General features: G+C 72.3%; 14 protein-coding genes. 6 read left to right on the top strand and 8 right to left on the bottom strand.

The genetic code is table 11. From position 1 onward, the window contains the following. Positions 1–18 precede the first annotated feature (18 nt). Positions 19–1,857 carry an AMP-dependent synthetase/ligase gene (locus EUS26_RS10315; protein ID WP_130013742.1) on the top strand — a complete coding sequence of 613 codons (1,839 nt, stop codon included), beginning with the start codon at positions 19–21 and terminating at the stop codon, positions 1,855–1,857. Between the two features lie 48 nt (positions 1,858–1,905). Here the strand turns inward: EUS26_RS10315 and xylB are convergent, their stop codons facing one another. From xylB to EUS26_RS10290, 5 genes are read right to left on the bottom strand one after another with little or no spacing between them, the layout of a single operon-like run. Next, a complete protein-coding gene (xylB, locus tag EUS26_RS10310) occupies positions 1,906–3,321 on the bottom strand; it encodes a xylulokinase (protein ID WP_130013741.1) in 1,416 nt (471 codons plus the stop codon). After that, complete coding sequence (locus EUS26_RS10305) at positions 3,308–4,813, bottom strand: mannitol dehydrogenase family protein (RefSeq protein WP_130013740.1); 1,506 nt, start codon at positions 4,811–4,813, stop codon at positions 3,308–3,310. Before EUS26_RS10305 ends, xylB begins: the two co-directional genes overlap by 14 nt. Positions 4,814–4,821: 8 nt before the next feature. Further along, positions 4,822–5,721 carry a carbohydrate ABC transporter permease gene (locus EUS26_RS10300; protein WP_130013739.1) on the bottom strand — a complete coding sequence of 300 codons (900 nt, stop codon included), beginning with the start codon at positions 5,719–5,721 and terminating at the stop codon, positions 4,822–4,824. Beyond that, positions 5,718–6,701, bottom strand: coding sequence for a carbohydrate ABC transporter permease (locus tag EUS26_RS10295; protein ID WP_420330004.1), 984 nt, complete (start codon positions 6,699–6,701; stop codon positions 5,718–5,720). The genes EUS26_RS10300 and EUS26_RS10295 overlap by 4 nt, the downstream gene beginning before the upstream one ends. Continuing rightward, positions 6,698–8,074, bottom strand: coding sequence for an ABC transporter substrate-binding protein (locus EUS26_RS10290; RefSeq protein ID WP_238148909.1), 1,377 nt, complete (start codon positions 8,072–8,074; stop codon positions 6,698–6,700). Before EUS26_RS10290 ends, EUS26_RS10295 begins: the two co-directional genes overlap by 4 nt. 188 nt (positions 8,075–8,262) lie before the next feature. Here EUS26_RS10290 and EUS26_RS10285 point away from each other — a divergent pair, with 188 nt between their 5' ends. Next, positions 8,263–9,204: a sugar-binding transcriptional regulator gene (locus EUS26_RS10285; protein WP_165368580.1), complete on the top strand. Its 942-nt coding sequence runs from the start codon at positions 8,263–8,265 to the stop codon at positions 9,202–9,204. A gap of 3 nt (positions 9,205–9,207) precedes the next feature. Here the strand turns inward: EUS26_RS10285 and EUS26_RS10280 are convergent, their stop codons facing one another. The 3 genes from EUS26_RS10280 to serC form a co-directional block, all read right to left on the bottom strand. Further along, a complete protein-coding gene (locus EUS26_RS10280) occupies positions 9,208–10,398 on the bottom strand; it encodes an MFS transporter (protein WP_337590217.1) in 1,191 nt (396 codons plus the stop codon). 144 nt (positions 10,399–10,542) lie between these two features. Then, the gene (locus EUS26_RS10275; protein WP_130013736.1) at positions 10,543–11,733 is read right to left on the bottom strand and encodes a phosphoglycerate dehydrogenase; all 1,191 of its coding nucleotides are present in this window, start codon (positions 11,731–11,733) and stop codon (positions 10,543–10,545) included. Positions 11,734–11,745: 12 nt separating this feature from the next. Continuing rightward, the gene (gene serC, locus EUS26_RS10270; RefSeq protein WP_130013735.1) at positions 11,746–12,825 is read right to left on the bottom strand and encodes a 3-phosphoserine/phosphohydroxythreonine transaminase; all 1,080 of its coding nucleotides are present in this window, start codon (positions 12,823–12,825) and stop codon (positions 11,746–11,748) included. Positions 12,826–13,239: 414 nt separating this feature from the next. Here serC and EUS26_RS10265 point away from each other — a divergent pair, with 414 nt between their 5' ends. From EUS26_RS10265 to obgE, 4 genes are all read left to right on the top strand, one after another. Next, on the top strand, positions 13,240–16,065 hold the full coding sequence (locus EUS26_RS10265) for an Rne/Rng family ribonuclease (RefSeq protein WP_337590215.1): 2,826 nt from the start codon (positions 13,240–13,242) through the stop codon (positions 16,063–16,065). Between the two features lie 164 nt (positions 16,066–16,229). After that, positions 16,230–16,544 (top strand): 50S ribosomal protein L21, encoded by a 315-nt coding sequence (gene rplU, locus EUS26_RS10260; protein WP_058892430.1) that lies wholly within the window; start codon positions 16,230–16,232, stop codon positions 16,542–16,544. 30 nt (positions 16,545–16,574) lie between these two features. Next, positions 16,575–16,844, top strand: a complete 270-nt coding sequence (gene rpmA, locus EUS26_RS10255) for a 50S ribosomal protein L27 (RefSeq protein ID WP_058892429.1) — start codon at positions 16,575–16,577, stop codon at positions 16,842–16,844. A gap of 122 nt (positions 16,845–16,966) precedes the next feature. Then, positions 16,967–18,472, top strand: a complete 1,506-nt coding sequence (gene obgE / locus EUS26_RS10250) for a GTPase ObgE (RefSeq protein WP_130013734.1) — start codon at positions 16,967–16,969, stop codon at positions 18,470–18,472. Positions 18,473–18,495 lie beyond the last annotated feature (23 nt).

The raw sequence follows: 18,495 nt of genomic DNA, 5'->3' as shown, positions 1-18,495 counted from the left end.
GAGACACCAGGAGTTGCCGTGGCCCGCCTCATCGACGAGCAGCCAGACCTCGACCTGATCGAGAACCGCGTCCCCAGCGTCGGGCACCTCTTCCGCGACCGGGTGGCCGCCACCCCCGACACCGACGCCTTCCTCTACCCCGACGGTGAGACGTGGCCGACGCTCACCTGGGCGCAGACGGGGGAGCGGGCCTACGCGCTCGCGGCCGGTCTCGTCGAGCTGGGCGTGCAGCCCGAGGAGCGGGTGGCCCTCGCGTGCTCCACCCGCATCGAGTGGGTGCTGGTGGACCTGGCCGTCATGTGCGCCGGCGCCGCCACGACGACGATCTACCCCACCACCCTGTCCGACGACGTGGCCTTCATCATCACCGACTCCGGCAGCCGGGTCGTCGTGGCCGAGGACGAGGAGCAGGTGGCCAAGGTGCTGGAGCACCGCGCCGAGCTCGGGGCCGTGCTCAAGATCGTCGTCGTCGACGGGGAGGGTGACGGCGGGGACGTCATCACCCTCGCCGAGCTGGAGGACCTGGGACGCCGTCGGCTCGAGTCGGAGCCGGGAGTGGTCGACGCCCGCATCGACGCCCTCACCCCCGACCACCTGGCGACCATCATCTACACCTCCGGGACCACCGGGCGCCCCAAGGGGGTCCGCCTGCCGCACTCGGCGTGGACCTACGAGGGCGCCGGGGTGGACGCCGTCCACCTGCTGGGCCCGGACGACCTGCAGTACCTCTGGCTGCCGCTGGCCCATGTGTTCGGCAAGTGCCTGCTCGTCCTGCCGCTGCAGATGGGTTTCCCCACCGCGGTGGACGGCCGGGTGGACAAGATCGTGGAGAACCTCGCCGTCGTCCGACCGACCTTCATGGGGGCCGCGCCGCGCATCTTCGAGAAGGCCTACGGACGCATCACCACGATGATGTCCGACGAGGGAGGGGTGAAGCAGAAGCTCTTCACCTGGGCCAGCGGGGTGGGCAAGGAGGTCGCCGAGATCCGCGCCTCCGGGGGTGAGCCGGCCGGTCTCCTCAAGGCCAAGCACGCGGTGGCCGACAAGCTCGTGCTCTTTAAGATCCGGGAGCGCTTCGGCGGCCGCATCCGCTTCTTCATCTCCGGGTCCGCCGCGCTCAACCACGACATCGCCCGGTGGTTCGACGCGATGGGGCTGACGATCATCGAGGGCTACGGGCTCACCGAGTCCAGCGCCGCCTCGATCGTCAACCGCCCGAGGCCCGGGGTCAACAAGATCGGGACGGTCGGCTGGCCCCTGCCCGGCACCGAGGTGCGCATCGCCGAGGACGGCGAGCTGCTCATGCGCGGACCCGGCATCATGACCGGGTACCACCAGAACGACGAGGCGACGGCGGAGTCGCTCCAGGACGGGTGGCTGGCGACCGGTGACATCGCCGAGATCGACGAGGACGGCTACGTCCGGATCACCGACCGCAAGAAGGACCTCTTCAAGACCTCCGGCGGCAAGTACGTCGCGCCGTCGCGCATCGAGTCGCTCTTCAAGGGCATCTGCCCCTACGCCAGCCAGCTCATCGTCGAGGGCGACGGGCGCAACTTCGTGTCCGCGCTCATCACCCTCGACCACGACGCCATCACGGCCTGGGCGGCGAAGAACGGTATGGCCGGGGACAGCTACGCGCAGATCGTCACCTCGGCCGCGGCCCGCGAGATGGTGCAGGGTCACGTCGACCAGCTCAACCAGCAGCTGGCCCGGCACGAGCAGGTCAAGCAGTTCCACATCCTCGACCACGACCTGTCCGTCGAGGACGGCGACCTCACCCCGAGCATGAAGCTCAAGCGCCGCGCGGTCACGGCGAAGTACAAGGACGAGCTCGACGCCTTCTACACCGGGTGACCGTGCGGCGACGGGCCGGCGTCCACCGGCCCGTCGCCTCCCGGCGGGTCAGCCGTGCACGGTCTGCACGAGGTCCCGGTAGCGCTGGGCGACCTCGGTCGCGCGCTCGGACGGTCGGGCCTCCAGGCGCGCGGACGCGTGCACCGGCCAGTCCGGCACCTCTCCGCCGCGCAGCGTCCAGGCCGCCTGGCGGGCTGCCCCCAGGGCGACGTACTCCGCCGCGTCCGGGACGACCACCGGCACCCCCAGCAGGTCGGCGGCCACCTCTCGCACCGCGCGGGAGGCGACCGCGCCGCCGATGAGGTGGATCCGCTCGACGTCCACGCCCTCGCGGGCCAGCGACTCCACCCCGGCCCCGACCCCGAGGATCATGCCCTCGACGACGGCGCGGGCGAGGTTGGCGGGCGTGAGGTTGTCCCGGGTCAGGCCGGAGAGGGTGCCCGTCGCGTCCGGCAGGTTCGGCGTGCGCTCCCCGTCCAGGTAGGGCAGCAGCGTCAGGCCCCCGGCCCCCAGCTCGGCCTCGAGGGCCAGCTGCTCCAGCCCGGCGAGGTCGGTCCCGAGGACCTGGGCGCCGGCGCTGAGCACCCGCGCGGCGTTGAGGGTGCACACGAGGGGCAGGAAGCTCCCGGTGGCGTCGGCGTAGGACGCCACCTCACCGGTCGCGTCCCGGCTGGGGGAGCCGTGCCGGGCGAAGGCGGTGCCGCTCGTGCCGAGCGACATCACCACGTCGCCGGGCTGCAGCCCGAGGCCGAGGGCGGCGGCGGCGTTGTCACCGGTGCCGGGCCCGAGGAGCATCCCGGACGCGGTGCGGCCGGCCTCGTCGTGCGGCCCCAGCACCCGGGGCAGCTGCAGGTCGCCGTCGACCGCCAGCCGGAGGAGCCCGTGGTCGTAGTCACCGGTCCCGGCGTCGAAGTAGCCGGTGCCGGAGGCGTCCCCCCGGTCCGTCACCCACTCCTGCGCCGCACCACCGCCGCGCCGGGCGATCTGCCCGGTGAGCCAGTCGTGCGGCAGCACGCAGGTGCGGGCCCGCGCGATGTGCTCCGGCTCGTGCTCGGCCGTCCAGCGCAGCTTGCTCACGGTGATGGCCGCGAGCGGCACGACGCCCACGCGGTCGGCCCACGCCTGCGCCCCGCCGAGCTCGTCGACGAGCTGACGGGCGGCGTCGGCGGAGCGGGTGTCGTTCCACAGCAGCGCGGGCCGGACGACGGCGTCGTCCTCGTCGAGCAGCACCATGCCGTGCTGCTGCCCCCCGACCGACAGCGCGGCGACGCCGTCGAGGAGGCCGCCGGCCGTGGCCTCCTCGAAGGCCGACCACCAGTGCTCCGGGTCGACCTCCGTGCCGGAGGGGTGGGCGCCGCGCCCTTCGCGGACGACCTCCCCGGTGTCGGCGTCGCAGACGACGACCTTGCAGGACTGGGTCGAGGTGTCGACCCCGGCGACGAGGGTGCGGTCAGTGCCAGTCATGGTCCTCCAGGGTGGAGCGCGCGCCCACCTCGTGCAACCGGGACAGGAAGTGCCGGTAGGCGGCGGCGAAGCGCTCGTCGTGGCGCAGGTCGCCGAAGAAGGTCTCGTCCTCGAGGAAGGCGAGGGGTTCCTGGTCCTGGCGGGCGGCGGCCGCCATGACCCGGTCCTTGTGCCGGTCGACGACCTCGATCGGCTCGCCCTGCTCGTCCACCCCCTCGGCATACCGGGCCCAGGAGGCGACGACGAGCGCCGAGCGCTCGATCGGTCCGTCGTGCTCGAGCTGGTGGCGGATGACGGGGACCAGCCACTTGGGTATGCGGTCGCTGCTCTCGGCGCACAGGCGGGCGAGGGTGTCGCGGACCTCCGGGTTGGCGAACCGCTCCACGAGGGTGCGCCGGTAGTCGGCCAGGTCGACGTCCGGGACCTCGGGCAGGGTGGGCGACCCCTCGTGCTCCATGTAGCCGAGCAGGAAGTCCGCGAAGAGCGGGTCCTGCGCGACCTCGTGGGCGTAGCGGTAGCCGGCGAGGTAGCCGAGATAGCACAGCGCCTGGTGGCTGGCGTTGAGCAGCCGCAGCTTCATGAGCTCGTAGGGGACGACGTCGTCGACGACCTGGACCCCGACCTCCTCGAAGGCGGGGCGGCCGGTCGGGAAGTGGTCCTCGAGGACCCACTGGGTGAACGGTTCGCAGACCACCGGCCAGGCGTCCTCGACCCCGAACCTCTCGGCGAGGGCGTCGATGTCCTCCTGGCTGGTGACCGGGGTGATGCGGTCGACCATCGCGTTGGGGAAGGACACGTGCTCCTCCACCCAGTCGGCGAGCGGTTCGCCGGTGCGGTTCTCGTCCTGCATCCGGGCGAAGGAGGTGATCATCTGGCCGGCCACGTCGCCGTTGCCGGGGAGGTTGTCGCAGGACATGACGGTGAACGGCTCGTCCCCGGCCTCCCTGCGCCGACGCAGCGCCTCGGTGACGAAGCCGAAGGCGCTGCGCGGGGGCTCCTGCGGCGCGGCGATGTCGGCCTGCAGCGCCTCGTCGGACGGGTCAAACTCTCCGGTCACCTGGTTGACGTGGTAGCCACCCTCGGTGATCGTCAGGCTGACGATCCGGACGTCCGGGTCGGTCATCCGGGACAGGACCGCCTCGGGGTCGTCCGGCGCGAAGAGGTAGGCCGACATGGCCCCGATGACGCGGGGCTCGAGCGCGCCGTCGGGGTGCTTCACGACGAGGGTGTAGAGGCAGTCCTGGGCGGCCATGGCGTCCCGCATGCGGGCGTCCCCGGGCATGGTGCCGACCCCGACGACCGACCAGCCGAGGTGCTCCTCGGGGGCCTCGTTCATGAGGCGGTCGAGGTACATCGCCTCGTGCGCCCGGTGGAAGCCGCCGACCCCGAAGTGGACGATGCCGGGCCGCAGGGCCGAGCGGTCGTAGGTCGGGCGGGCCACGTCCTCGGGCAGCCCTGGCAGGGTCTCCTCGCTCAGCTTCATGGTCGTCATTCTCCCGGTCACTTGACGGCACCCATCGACAGGCCCTGCACCAGCTTGTCCTGGGCCGCGAAACCGGCCGCCAGGACCGGGAGCGAGACGACGAAGGACGCCGCGCAGACCTTGGCGAGGAAGAGCCCCTGGCTGGTGACGAACCCGGTGAGGAAGACGGGCGCGGTGCTCGCCACGGTGCTCGTGAGCACGCGGGCCAGGAGCAGCTCGTTCCAGCTGAAGATGAAGCAGATGAGCGCGGCCGAGGCGATGCCGGGCATGACCACGGGGGCCACCACCTGCCGCAGGGTCGTCAGCAGGCCGGCGCCGTCGACCTGGGCGGCCTCCAGCATCTCGACCGGCACCTCGGCCAGGAAGCTCTGCAGCATCCACACCGCGATCGGCATGTTCATCGAGGTGTAGAGGATGATGAGCAGCCAGATGTTGTCGAGCAGGTTGGTGGCCTGCGCGAAGAGGTAGATCGGCAGGATGCCGGCCACGATGGGCAGCATCTTGGTCGAGAGGAAGAAGAACAGGACGTCGGTCCACTTCTTGACCGGCCGGATCGACAGGGCGTAGGCCGCGGGGAAGGCCAGCGCGATGACCAGGATGGTCGACACCACGCTCGCGGTCATCGAGTTGAGCAGGGGCGGCCAGGGCCCGGCCGCGAAGAAGGTGCGGTAGCCCTCCAGGCTGATCGGTGCCAGGAGCACCGGCGGGTTGCTGGCGGCGTCCGTCTCGGCCCGGAACGACACCAGCACCATCCAGAGGACCGGGAAGAAGAAGAGGATGCCCACGAACCAGGCGAGGACCGTGAGGACCATCCCGCGACGGGGAGGCCTGGCCTGGACGAAGCGTCGACCCGCCACCTCCGTGGTGGTGGTGCCGCGCGTGGTGCTCCCGCCCTGCGTCGACGTGGTGGTGCTCATCGGCCCTCCTCCTTGAAGATGGCGAAGGCCGTGCGCAGCGCGAACATCGCGATGACGAGGGTGCCGACCACCGTCACGACGCCCGCTGCCGACGCCCGGCCGTAGTCCTGGGCGGTGTAGAAGGTCTGGTAGATGAAGTAGGGGAGGTTGGCCGTACCGGTGGCTCCGGCGGTGATCGTGAAGACGTGGTCGAAGTTCTGGACGACGTAGATCGTGCCGAGCAGCGTGCTGAGCTCGATGTACTGCCGCAGGTGCGGCAGCGTCATGCTCGTGAAGATCCGGAACTCGGACGCACCGTCGATCCGTGCCGCCTCCACGACGTCGAGCGGCCGGCTCTGCAGGCCGGCGAGCAGGATGAGCATCATGAAAGGGGTCCACTGCCAGACCAGCGCTGCGACGAGGGCCGGCAGCGGCATCGTGCCCACCCAGTCCGGCTGGGGGGCGTCCTCGCCGAGCACCAGCGTCAGCAGACCGTTGAACAGGCCGTACTCGGGGTTGTAGAGGGCGTGCTTCCAGAGCAGGGCAGCGGCCACCGGGACGACGAGGAAGGGCGCGATCATCATCGTCCGGACGATGCCCTGGCCGCGGAACTTCCGGTCCAGCAGCAGTGCGATGGCCAGCCCGAGCAGCAGGCTGACGAGCACCGTGGCCACCGTGATGACGATGGTGACGAAGACCGCCGACCGGGCGTTGACGTCGGTGAACACCCGGGCGAAGTTGGAGAAGCCCGCGAAGCCCCGCTCGTCGGGGTAGTAGGCGTTCCAGTTCATGAACGAGATGACGATGGTGCCCAGGAAGGGCAGCTGGGTCATGACGATGACGAAGATGAGCGCCGGCAGCAGCGGGATGCGGCGCTGCCAGGAGCTGGACCGGGGCTGCCGGCTCGGGGGCGGCGCGACCGCGCCCGAGCGCCCCTGCTCGGGGTTGGTGCCCGGCTTGCCGAGCCTGCCCACCCTGGACGTGCTGGTGCTGCTGCTCACTGCTGGGCCGCCCTCTCCTCGTAGCGCTCCGCGATGTCCTCGGCGACCCGTTGGCCGCGCTCCAGCGCCTCGTCGACGCTCATCCGGCCCGCGATGGCCGCGCTGATGTCCTGGCTGACCTGGGTGCCCAGGTCCGGGAACTCGGGGATGCCGACGAACTGCACCCCGATCGCCGGTCGGGGCTGCACCCCGGGGTCCTCCGGGTCGGCTGACTCGATGGCGGCCCGGGTGGCCTCGGCGAACGGACCCGCCTCGGCCAGGTAGTCCTCGTTGTCGTAGGTCGAGGACCGCTTGCCCGCGGGGACCCGCGACCAGCCCAGCTCCTCGCCGACGAGCTCCTCGTACTCGGCGCCGGAGGCCCACGAGACGAACTCCCACGCGTTGTCCTGCTTCTCGCTCGCGTCCTGGATGGCCCAGGACCAGGCGTAGAGCCACCCGGCGCTCTCGGTCTCCATGACCGGCGCCGGGGCATACCCGATCTTGCCCTTGACCGGCGAGCCGGGCGCCTCGAGGGAGCCGGCCGCCGAGGTGGCGTCGTACCACATGGCCGAGTTGCCCTGCTGCAGGTTGTTGAGGCACTCCACGAAGCCTGAGGCGGGGGCGCCGTTCTGGCCGTGCTCGCGCACCAGGTCCACGTAGAAGTCGACCGCCTCGGTGAACTCCGGTGCGTCGACGCGCGGGGTCATGTCCTCCTCGAACCACGTGCCGCCGAAGGTGTTGACGACCGTCGTCAGGGGCGCCATGACCTGGCCCCACCCCGGCTGCCCGCGCAGACAGATGCCGCTCATGCCGGGCTCGGCCCCGTCCACCTGCGCGGCGATGTCGGCGACCTCGGGCCAGGTCGGCTGCTCGGGCATCTGCACGCCCTCCGCCTCCAGCACGTCCTGGCGGTACATGAGGAAGGAGGACTCGCCGTAGAACGGGATGCCGTACGGCACCCCGTCGACCGAGAGTGAGGTCCGCATCGGCTCGAGGATGTCGTCGTAGTCGAACTCCTCGTCCTGCGCGATGAACTCCTCGAGCGGGGCCACCCACCCGGCCCGGGCGTAGATCGGGATCTCGAAGTTGGAGAGGGAGGCCACGTCGTACTGGCCGGCCTGGCTGGTGAACTCCTGGCTGATCTTGTCGCGCACGTCGTTCTCGGGCAGGACGGTGAAGTTGACGCTGATGCCCGTCTCCTCGGTGAAGTGCTCGGCCGTGAGGTTCTGCAGGTCGACCATCTGCGGGTTGTTGACCATGAGGACGTCGATGGAGTCCGGGCCACCGCCGCCGACACCGCCCCCTCCCCAGCCGGCGCATCCCGTGGCCACGAGGGCCACGGTCGTCGAGGTGATGACGACCAGCGTCCTCGCTGGTCCGTGGTTCCTGGGCACAGGCCGCCTCCCGGGTCGGTTGCGCTCATGCGAGCGCATCATCGTGCACATATGAGTATGCTCAGTGAAACGCGCCCCATCGCGCTTGTCAAGGACGTGGACCTCGCCCCGTCCGACCCGGGAGAATGGTCCTCCCACCGTCCGCCCGACCCCCCCCCCGGGGGGTCGACCACCAGCAGGAGGCTCTCGTGCCCGTCCGGGAGGAGCCCGACCTCGCCCTGGCCGTCGCCGTGGCCCGGAGGCACTACGAGCAGCGCCAGGCCAAGACGGACATCGCCGAGGCGCTCGGCATCAGCCGGTTCAAGGTGGCGCGGTTGCTGGACCTCGCGCACGAGGCCGGGGTGGTGCGCATCGAGATCGTCGAGCCGGACGCCCGTGACGGCCGGCTGGCCGAGGAGCTGCGCGCCCGGTTCTCCCTCGAGCACGCCCTCGTGGCCCCCGTCTCCTCCACCGCCCTCGACGTCCGGGCCGAGCTGGGCCGGGCCGCGGCCGGCCTGCTCACCCGGGTGCTGCGCCCCGACGACGTCCTCGGTCTGCCCTGGAGCCGCGCCGTGCACGACATGGTCTACGCCCTGGAGAGCCTGCCGCCGGTCGAGATCGTGCAGCTCAGCGGGGCTCTGGCCGGGATCAGCGAGGACTCCAGCTCGGTCGACCTGGTCCGGCGCGCGGGCCGGCTGTCCGGGGGAGGGCGCAGGGTGTTCTTCGCCCCGCTCGTCATGCCCGACGCCGCCGCGGCCGAGGCGGTGCGCCGTGACCCGGCGGTCAGCGGCACCCTCGCGGCCGCGGACCAGGTCAGCGTGGCCGTCGTCGGCGTGGGCGCCTGGGCCGAGGGGCAGTCGACGATCTACGACTCGGTCGACGAGGACTGCCGGCGACGCGTCGGCGACGCCGGGGTCGTCGGCGAGGCCGTGGGCGCCTGCTTCGACGGGCGTGGTCGTCCGGTGCGGACCTGCCTGTCGGAACGCCTCATCGCCCTCTCCGCGGAGCAGCTGCGCTCCATCGACCGGGTCATCGCCGTGGCCCACGGGCCGGGCAAGGTGGAGGCGCTGCGGGCGGCCATGACCGGGGACCTCATCAACGGCCTGGTCACCACCTACGACACGGCGCAGGCCCTGCTGGACGGGGCCTGACCCTCAGCCCGGGCCGGCCTCGTCCGCCCCGGTGGGCGAGCCGGCCGGCATGTGCCAGGCTGCGACGGCGGCCGGCACCATGAGGACGAGGGTGGCGAGCACCACGACGGGGGTGAGCTCCAGGCCGAGCGTGAGCAGGCCCACGGTGGCGAGGGTCACCATGAAGCCGACCTCTCCGGCGACGCCCGCCACCGAGGTCACCGTGGCGCGGGCCCGGCTCGCACCCCCGATGGCGTGCTGCAGCCGGGCGTCACCCGCGACGTAGAGGCTGCTGGCCACCGCGTAGCCGACGCCCAGCGCCAGGGCGCCGGGCAGCCCCGTCCCGCCTGCGCCGGACGCCAGGAGCACCCCGGCCAGGAGCACCAGCGCGGCGTGCCGCCACCCGGTGAGCACGGCGACCCGGTCGCTGAGCCCGGTCGCGACCGCCTCGAGGAGCACGATCCCCGCCATGACGAGCGCGACCCGCCCGACCGTCGCGCCGTCGTCAGCCAGCAGCAGAGGGAAGTACTCGTCGAACCCGACGAGGGTCACGACGGCGGCATACCCCACCAGGACCCGCCGCACCGGGCCGACGGCGCGCGCCTCGGCGAGGCCTTGACGCAGGGTGCTGGCCCAGCCCGTGGCGGCGGCCGGGTGACCGGGGCCCGGCGGGGGGTCGACCGCCCGCGGCGACGTGGGGTGGGGCGCGGCAAGCGGCCCGGGGGGCCCGGGTGCGCCGTCGCGCACCGGGCGCGGGAGCCGCAGCGTCACCCCGACGTGGACCAGCGCGACCGCCAGGCTGGCCGTCCCGACCGCGGGGTAGCCACCCAGCTGGTGCAGCGGCGCGGCGGCCGCGATCGCCCCCGCCATGGCGAGCAGCGCGACGCTCTCCGACCGGGCCTTGATACGGGCGTAGCGCCCGGTCTCACCCCGCGCCGCGAGCTGCTCGTAGAGGTACGCCTCCCAGGTGCCCGAGTGCAGGGCGTCCGAGCACGACCACAGGACGAGACCGAGCAGGAACCCCCAGAAGCCCGGCCAGGCCAGCCAGGTCGCGAAGGCGCCTGCGTAGACGAGGCCGGACGCCACGAGCAGACGACGGCGGTCCAGGAGGTCCGCCCAGGCACCGGACGGGACCTCCAGCACGAACGCGCTGAGCGACCACACCGCCAGGAGCACGGAGATCTGCGAGGTGCTGAGCCCCTGGTCGGCGAACAGCAGGGCGTAGACGCCGAAGAGCGGGATCGCCTCGTGCGTGGAGCGCCAGGCGACCGCGAGCGACCCGACCGGGGCTCAACCCTCGCCGGAGGGGAAACGGGGGCGCGACATACCCGTCAGGGTAGTCCGCCCACGGCGGTGTGGTCAGTCGATCTTGCGGGCGCGGATGATGCCGTCGATCGCCAGGATCGCGTCCTTCAACCCGTCCTGCACCTCGCCCTCGACGTCGACCAGGGTGTAGGCCACCTCACCCTTGGACTTGTTGGTGAACTCGGCGACGTTGAGGCCGGCGTCGGCGAGCGTGGCGGTGATCTGCCCGATCATGTTGGGCTTGTTCTCGTTGAAGATGCCCAACCGCGTCGTGCCGGGCGTGCGGGCCATGACGACCTCAGGGAAGTTCACCGAGTTGCGGATGTTGCCGTGCAGCAGGTAGTCGGAGAGCTGGTCGGCGGCCATGACCGCGCAGTTGTCCTCGGCCTCACCGGTCGACGCGCCCAGGTGGGGCAGCGCGATGACCTTGGGATGGACCGCACCGGCCTCGCTGGGGAAGTCGTTGACGTAGGCGTGCAGGTGCCCCGAGTCCAGGGCCTCCAGGACGGCTGTTTCGTCCACCACGCCACCGCGGGCGAAGTTGAGCACCACCCCGCCGGCCGGCATCGTCGCGATACGGTCCGCGTCGACCAGCCCCCGGGTCGCCTCGATGAGCGGGACGTGCAGCGTGATCATGTCGGACCGCGCGAACAGCTCCTCGACGCTGGTCACCTGCTCGACGTTGGGGGAGAGCTGCCAGGCGCGCTCGACGGTGATGGCGGGGTCGTAGCCGAGCACCCTCAGGCCCAGCGACTGCGCCGCGTTGGCGACGAGCACCCCGATGGCACCGAGGCCGATGACGCCCAGCGTCCGGCCCGGGAGCTCGTAGCCCGCGAACTGCTTCTTGCCGGCCTCCACCTGCTGGTCCAGGTCGGCGCCGCTCAGGGACTGCTCGGCGACCAGGCCGCGGGTGTAGTCGGCGGCGTGGTAGAGGTTGCGCGCCGCGAGCAGCATGCCCGCGATGACCAGCTCCTTGACCGCGTTGGCGTTGGCGCCGGGGGTGTTGAAGACGGGGATGCCGCGCGCCGCCATCGCCTCGACCGGGATGTTGTTGGTGCCGGCGCCGGCGCGGGCCACGGCATACAGGGAGTCCGGGATCTCGGCGGAGTGCAGGTCGGCCGAGCGCAGCAGGATGCCCCGCGGCTCGGCGATGTCGGTGCCGATGTCGAACAGGTCCCGGTCGAGCCGCTGGAGGCCGATGGGGGAGATGGCGTTGAGGGTCTGGATCGGGTAGGTCTGGCTCATGGGAGTGGTGTCTCAGCCGTTCTGCTGCTCGAAGTCGGTCATGAAGTCCACGAGGGCCCGGACGCCCTCGATCGGCATGGCGTTGTAGATGCTCGCCCGCATCCCGCCCACGCTGCGGTGCCCCGCCAGGCCGGACAGCCCGGCCTCGGCGGCCGCGGCGACGAAGGGCTTCTCCAGGGAGCTGTCGGGGACGAGGAAGGGCACGTTCATCCAGGACCGGGCCGCGGGCTGCACCGGGTTGGAGTAGAACGACGAGGCCTCGATCGCCCCGTAGAGCAGGTCGGCCTTGGCCTGGTTGCGGCGGGCCATCTCCTGCACGCCGCCCTGCTCCTCGACCCACTCCAGCACCAGTCCGACGAGGTACCACGCGAGCGTGGGCGGGGTGTTGAGCATCGAGTCGGCCTCCGCCATGGCCTTCCAGTCCAGGGCCGCCGGCACGTCGGGCCGCGCCTGCTCGAGGAGGTCGCGACGCACGACGACGACGCACAGGCCCGCGGGGCCGAGGTTCTTCTGCGCGCCGGCGTAGATGACGCCGAAGCGGGAGACGTCCAGCGGCCGGGACAGGATCGTCGAGCTGGCGTCGGTCACGACCGGCACGGACCCGGCGTCGGGGACGTAGGGGAACTCCACCCCGCCGATCGTCTCGTTCAGCGTGTAGTGCAGGTAGCTCGCGTCCTGGGGGACCTCGAAGGAGCCCTCCGCCGGGACCGTGGCGTAGTTCGACTGCTTCTCGTCGGCGAGGACCTGCACGTCGACGTACTTGCGACCCTCGGCGATCGCCTTCTTCGACCACGACCCGGTGTTGAGGTATGCCGCGGGCGCGCCGGGGGCGGCGAGGTTGAGCGGGACGGCGGAGAACTGCCCGGTGGCGCCGCCCTGCAGGAACAGCACCGCGTAGTCGTCAGGCACCTCGAGCAGCGCGCGCAGGCGCCGCTCGGCCTCGGCGGCGATGGACACGAACTCAGGGCTGCGGTGGGACATCTCCATGACGGACATCCCGGACCCGCGCCAGTCGGTGAGCTCGGACTGGGCGCGCTCGAGGACCTCGAGCGGCATGGTGGCTGGACCGGCTGAGAAGTTGAAGACTCGCACGGGGCCCTACCGTACCGTCAACCACGGCCCGTCCCGGCCACGGGGCCGTGGTCGCCGGCGGCCGGGCACGAGGTACGGCGCACCGCGTGATCGGTGCCGTCGTCGACCCGGGATGTGCGATACTGCCACTCGGTCGGACGGCGTCCCACAGCGTCGTGCGGCCCGGCACGAGCCCTTGCGGTGCGGCCCCCGAGATTGGGCCCCCGCAGGAGACGACGGCGGTGGTCACACCGCGTCGCGAGCCCGTGCCGCGCCGGAACCGGTGCCGCGCGAGCGCGCGAGCCGCAGCCGGTGACGACAGGACGACTTCCGTCGTGGCCGGCCGGTCGCGACGACATCGCACCCGCGCCGCGCGGGAGGTGGGCCACCGAGGCCCGGTGTGGGCCTGAGCCGCGCGGCCTGGAAGGACACCACGTGTCTGACGAGCGCACCTCCGCAGCACCGACCGACGAAGAGCACTCACCCGGACCGTCCGACGAGACCGTCGACGCCGGCGGGGCCCAGCAGCAGGACGCGACGCCGCAGGAGGCGGCCGAGCAGGACACCCCCCCGGCTGACGTCCCTCAGGAAGAGGCTCCGCAGCAGGCCGCCGAGGAGGAGGCTCCGCAGCAGGCCGCCGAGGAGGAGGCCCCGCAGCAGGACGCTGACGAGGCCACCGAGGAGGAGGCGGCCGAGGAGGAGGAGGAGCAGGCCCCCGCCGCGCAGCCCTCGTTCGGCCTGGTGTTCCAGGCTCCCGACCTCACCGACCTGCCCAGGCGTCGGTCCCGCCGGGCGACCTCGGCGTCGACCGCACCCGCCCCGGCACCCGAGGCCGGGCCCGCCACGGAGCGCGAGGACACCGACCACGACGACACCGACCGCGGCGACACCACCCCGGATGGCGCCGGTGCCGACGACGACCGCCGCGGGGACGCCGACGACGACGGGGACAACGGGGGTCGCGGGCGGCGCCGTCGGCGCCGCGGCGGCAAGGGCCGACGTTCGCGCGCCGGCGAGGACGGCGGCCCGGACCAGGAGCCCGAGGGCAAGGGTGATGCGGACGAGGAGGACCGGAAGCCGTCGAACGGGGACAAGCCGTCCGGGTCCTCGCGTCGACGCCGCGGCGGGGGCGGCGGCAAGGACTCCGGCTCCGGCCAGTCGGACCAGAAGGGCGGGGACGCCAGGGCCGAGCCCGGCGACCAGCAGCGCGACGCCCAGGAGTCGGAGGACGACGGGTCGGGGGGCACGAAGCGTCGGCGCCGCCGCTCGCGCAGCGGCAGCGAGCGGTCCGCGAAGGACGAGGTGACCTCGGTCAAGGGGTCGACCCGCCTGGAGGCCAAGAGGCAGCGCCGGCGCGAGGGCAGGGAGGCCGGTCGGCGACGCACCGTCATCACCGAGGCCGAGTTCCTCGCCCGCCGCGAGAGCGTGGAGCGGGTCATGGTCGTGCGCGGCCTCGAGGACCGCACCCAGATCGCCGTGCTCGAGGACGGCGTCCCGGTCGAGCACTACGTCTCGCGCTCGGCGCAGTCCACGATGGTGGGGAACGTCTACCTGGGTCGGGTCCAGAACGTGCTGCCCAGCATGGAGGCGGCCTTCGTCGACATCGGCAAGGGGCGCAACGCGGTGCTCTACGCCGGCGAGGTCAACTGGGACGCCGCCGGTCTCGAGGGCAACCAGCCCAAGCGCATCGAGAACGCCCTGAAGTCCGGCGAGTCGGTCCTCGTCCAGGTCACCAAGGACCCGATCGGCCACAAGGGGGCACGGCTGACCTCGCAGGTCTCCCTGCCCGGCCGCTACCTGGTCTACGTGCCCGGGAACTCGATGACGGGTATCTCGCGCAAGCTGCCGGACACCGAGCGCAACCGGCTCAAGAAGATCCTCAAGGAGGTCGTCCCCGGCGACGCGGGCGTCATCGTGCGGACCGCCGCCGAGGGTGCCTCCGAGGCGGAGCTGCGCGCGGACGTCGAGCGGCTCACCGCGATGTGGGAGCGGATCGAGAAGAAGTCGACGACGGCCAACGCCCCCTCCCTGCTGCACGGTGAGGCGGACATGACCGTGCGGGTCATCCGGGACGTCTTCAACGAGGACTTCGCCAAGCTGGTGGTCTCCGGTGACAAGGCGTGGACCGAGGTCAAGCGCTACATCGACGAGGTGGCCCCCGACCTCGCCGACCGGGTCGAGAAGGACACCGGCACCACCGACGTCTTCACCACCTACCGCGTGCACGAGGCCATCGCCAAGGCCATGGACCGCAAGGTGTGGCTGCCCTCGGGCGGGTCCCTCGTCATCGACCGCACCGAGGCGATGACGGTCGTCGACGTCAACACCGGGAAGTTCACCGGCTCCGGCGGCAACCTGGAGGAGACGGTCACCAAGAACAACATCGAGGCTGCCGAGGAGATCGTCCGGCAGCTGCGGCTGCGCGACATCGGCGGCATCATCGTCGTCGACTTCATCGACATGGTCCTGGAGAGCAACCGTGACCTCGTGGTGCGCCGGCTGCTCGAGTGCCTCGGCCGCGACCGCACGAAGCACCAGGTCGCGGAGGTCACCTCGCTCGGGCTGGTCCAGATGACCCGCAAGCGTGTCGGCTCGGGGCTCATCGAGGTGTTCTCGGAGAGCTGCACCCACTGCTCGGGCCGTGGCGTCGTCGTGCAGACCGAGCCGGTCGTGCGCGGCAGCGGCGACGAGGGCAACGGCGGCAACGCGGGCAACGGCGGCGGGAAGCGGCGTGGCAAGGGCCGGGGCGGCAACGGCGGCAACGGCGGGTCCGCCGAGCCCAAGAACGTCCTGCCGACCCCCAACCCCTCCGGCCCGACCCCGGCGCAGATCGCCGCCGCTGCCCACGCCGCGGCGCTGAGCGCAGGGGCGAGCTCGGAGGCCGCCGACGCCGCGGCCGGGGCGGCCGCCCACCAGGTGGCCGACCGGGGCCCCGGTGCCGCGCAGACGCCGGCCGCTCAGCCCGTCCCGGACCCTGCACCCGCGGCGCCGGAGCCCGAGACTCCCGCCGTGCCGCAGCAGGAGCCGGATGCTCCGGCGGCGCCGGCCACCGCGGAAAACCGGGCCCCGGTGGCGCCGGTCGTGGACGAACCCGCCCCCGCCCCCCGGCGACGGCGACGGGGCCGGGTCGTCGCCCCGGCAGGACCGCCCGTGGGGGAGGCTGCGACAGGGGCGACGACCGTCGACGACGACGCCGCCGAGGACACCGGGACCACCCCGCAGGAGCAGGCACCGGACGAGTCCGCCGGGACGCCGTCCTGAGTTTGGAGCCGGGGCGCCGCGCACGGTAGTCTGGTGCGTCGGTTCGCCCGGACGTCCGGGGCCGGTCTCGCAGACGACATCCTGGTATGTCGGCTCGACCGGGTCCAGACGTCGACCAGGGCTTGTCCGAGCCCACCGCGAGAGAAGCAGAAAGCGAGTTCAACGTGTACGCGATCGTCCGTGCTGGCGGCCGCCAGGAGAAGGTCTCCGTCGGCGACGTGCTGACCATCGACAAGGTCGGCGGCAACGCTGCGGCCGGCGACACCGTCGAGCTCGCGCCCGTGCTCCTGGTGGACGGTGACGCCGTGACCACCGACGCCGACGCCCTCGGCAAGGCCACGGTCACCGCCGAGGTCGTGGGTGCCGTCAAGGGCCCCAAGATCGTCATCCAGAAGTACAAGAACAAGACCGGGTACAAGAAGCGGCAGGGTCACCGTCAGCCGCTCACCCAGGTCAAGATCACCGCGATCGACGCCTGAGCGTCACCCGAGCCAAGGAGGAGTCAGCAGATGGCACACAAGAAGGGTGCGTCCTCGACCCGCAACGGTCGTGACTCGAACGCGCAGCGCCTCGGCGTGAAGCGCTTCGGCGGCCAGGTCGTCGGCGCCGGCGAGATCATCGTCCGCCAGCGCGGGACCCACTTCCACCCCGGCGAGGGTGTCGGCCGCGGCGGTGACGACACGCTGTTCGCGCTCGTCCCGGGCGTCGTCGAGTTCGGCGCCAAGCGCGGCCGCAAGACCGTCAACATCGTCGGCCAGAGCGCGACCGTCGACGCCTGAGGCGCGGCACCACATACCTGATGAGACGCCGGGACCACCCGGCGCACGGCATCGGCGACGCCGGTGGGTCCGACACGACCCGCCGGCGTCGCGCTGTCTGCACCACCTGAGAGGATCACCACATGGCCAACTTCGTCGACCGGGTCGTGCTGCATCTGCGCGCCGGGAAGGGCGGCCACGGGGTGGCCTCGGTGCACCGGGAGAAGTTCAAGCCGCTCGGCGGCCCCGACGGCGGCAATGGCGGCCGTGGGGGTGACATCGTGCTCCGGGTGGACGCCCAGGTGACGACGCTCATCGACTACCACCACGGGCCGCACCGCAGCGCGCCCAACGGCCGCCCGGGCGAGGGCGACGAGCGCAACGGCGCCCAGGGTGAGGACCTCGTGCTGCCGGTGCCGTCGGGCACCGTCGTCACCACCCGCGGGGGAGAGGTGCTCGCAGACCTGGTGGGGGACGGGACCGAGTTCGTCGCCGCGCGCGGCGGCCGGGGCGGGCTGGGCAACAAGGCCCTCGCCTCCCCGCGTCGCAAGGCCCCCGGGTTCGCCCTGCTCGGCGAGCCGGGCGAGGAGACCGAGGTCGTCCTCGAGCTCAAGACGCTCGCCGACGTGGCGCTCATCGGCTTCCCGTCGGCCGGCAAGTCGTCCCTGGTCAGCGTGCTGTCCGCCGCGCGGCCCAAGATCGCGGACTACCCCTTCACCACGCTGGTGCCCAACCTCGGCGTGGTGACGGCCGGAGGTGAGCGCTTCACCATGGCCGACGTGCCCGGGCTCATCCCGGGGGCGAGCGAGGGCAAGGGTCTGGGGCTGCAGTTCCTGCGGCACGTCGAGCGCTGCCACGTGCTGGTGCACGTCATCGACTGCGCGACCCTGGAGCCAGGACGCGACCCGCTCACCGACCTCGAGGTCATCGAGGCCGAGCTCGCGGCCTACGTGCCCCACGGCCAGCTGGGCGGCATCCCGCTGGCCGAGCGGGTGCGCGTCGTCGTGCTCAACAAGGCGGACGTCCCCGAGGCCCGCGAGCTCGCCGAGATGGTGCAGCCCGACCTGGAGGAGCAGGGCTATGAGGTGCACGTCGTCTCCGCGGTCGCGCACCAGGGTCTGCGCGAGCTGACCTTCGCGCTGGCCGGGCACGTGGCCCGGGCCCGCGCCGAGCACGTCGAGACCGAGCCTGCGCGGGTCGTCGTCCGGCCGAAGGCGATGGACGACCAGGGCTTCACCGTGCGGCGCGAGGGCGGCGGCGAGGACGAGGTCTTCTGGGTGCTGGGGGAGCGGCCCACGCGCTGGGTGCGGCAGACCGACTTCGCCAACGACGAGGCCGTCGGCTACCTCGCCGACCGGCTCGCCCGGCTGGGGGTCGAGGAGGAGCTGCTCAAGGCCGGAGCGGTCGCCGGGTCGACCGTGCTCATCGGACCCGAGGACGACGCGGTCGTCTTCGACTGGGAGCCGACGATGGCCGGCGGCGCCGAGCTGCTCGGCAGCCGCGGGACCGACCTGCGGCTGGACGACCGGTCCCGGCCGACCCGAGCCGAGAAGCGGGAGGCCTTCCACGGCCGCAAGGACGCCGCGACCGCGGCCCGCGAGGAGCTCGCGGCCGAGCGCCGCGCCGGTCACTGGACCGACGACGACTGAGCCGGGCTCAGGTGCATGACTAT

Origin of the sequence: Serinicoccus sediminis, assembly GCF_004153545.1 — a bacterium.
Taxonomy (GTDB): domain Bacteria; phylum Actinomycetota; class Actinomycetes; order Actinomycetales; family Dermatophilaceae; genus Ornithinicoccus; species Ornithinicoccus sediminis_A.
The sequence above is the reverse complement of the archived record's forward strand: the minus strand, read 5'-3'. Positions and strand labels throughout refer to the sequence as shown.

Bases quoted from the DNA above. Each gene is read 5' to 3' on its own strand.
- EUS26_RS10305 (WP_130013740.1), bottom strand. From the start codon at position 4,813: ATGACGACCATGAAGCTGAGCGAGGAGACCCTGCCAGGGCTGCCCGAG.
- xylB (WP_130013741.1), bottom strand. From the start codon at position 3,321: ATGACTGGCACTGACCGCACCCTCGTCGCCGGGGTCGACACCTCGACC.
- EUS26_RS10275 (WP_130013736.1), bottom strand. From the start codon at position 11,733: ATGAGCCAGACCTACCCGATCCAGACCCTCAACGCCATCTCCCCCATC.
- obgE (WP_130013734.1), top strand. From the start codon at position 16,967: ATGGCCAACTTCGTCGACCGGGTCGTGCTGCATCTGCGCGCCGGGAAG.
- rpmA (WP_058892429.1), top strand. From the start codon at position 16,575: ATGGCACACAAGAAGGGTGCGTCCTCGACCCGCAACGGTCGTGACTCG.
- EUS26_RS10300 (WP_130013739.1), bottom strand. From the start codon at position 5,721: ATGAGCACCACCACGTCGACGCAGGGCGGGAGCACCACGCGCGGCACC.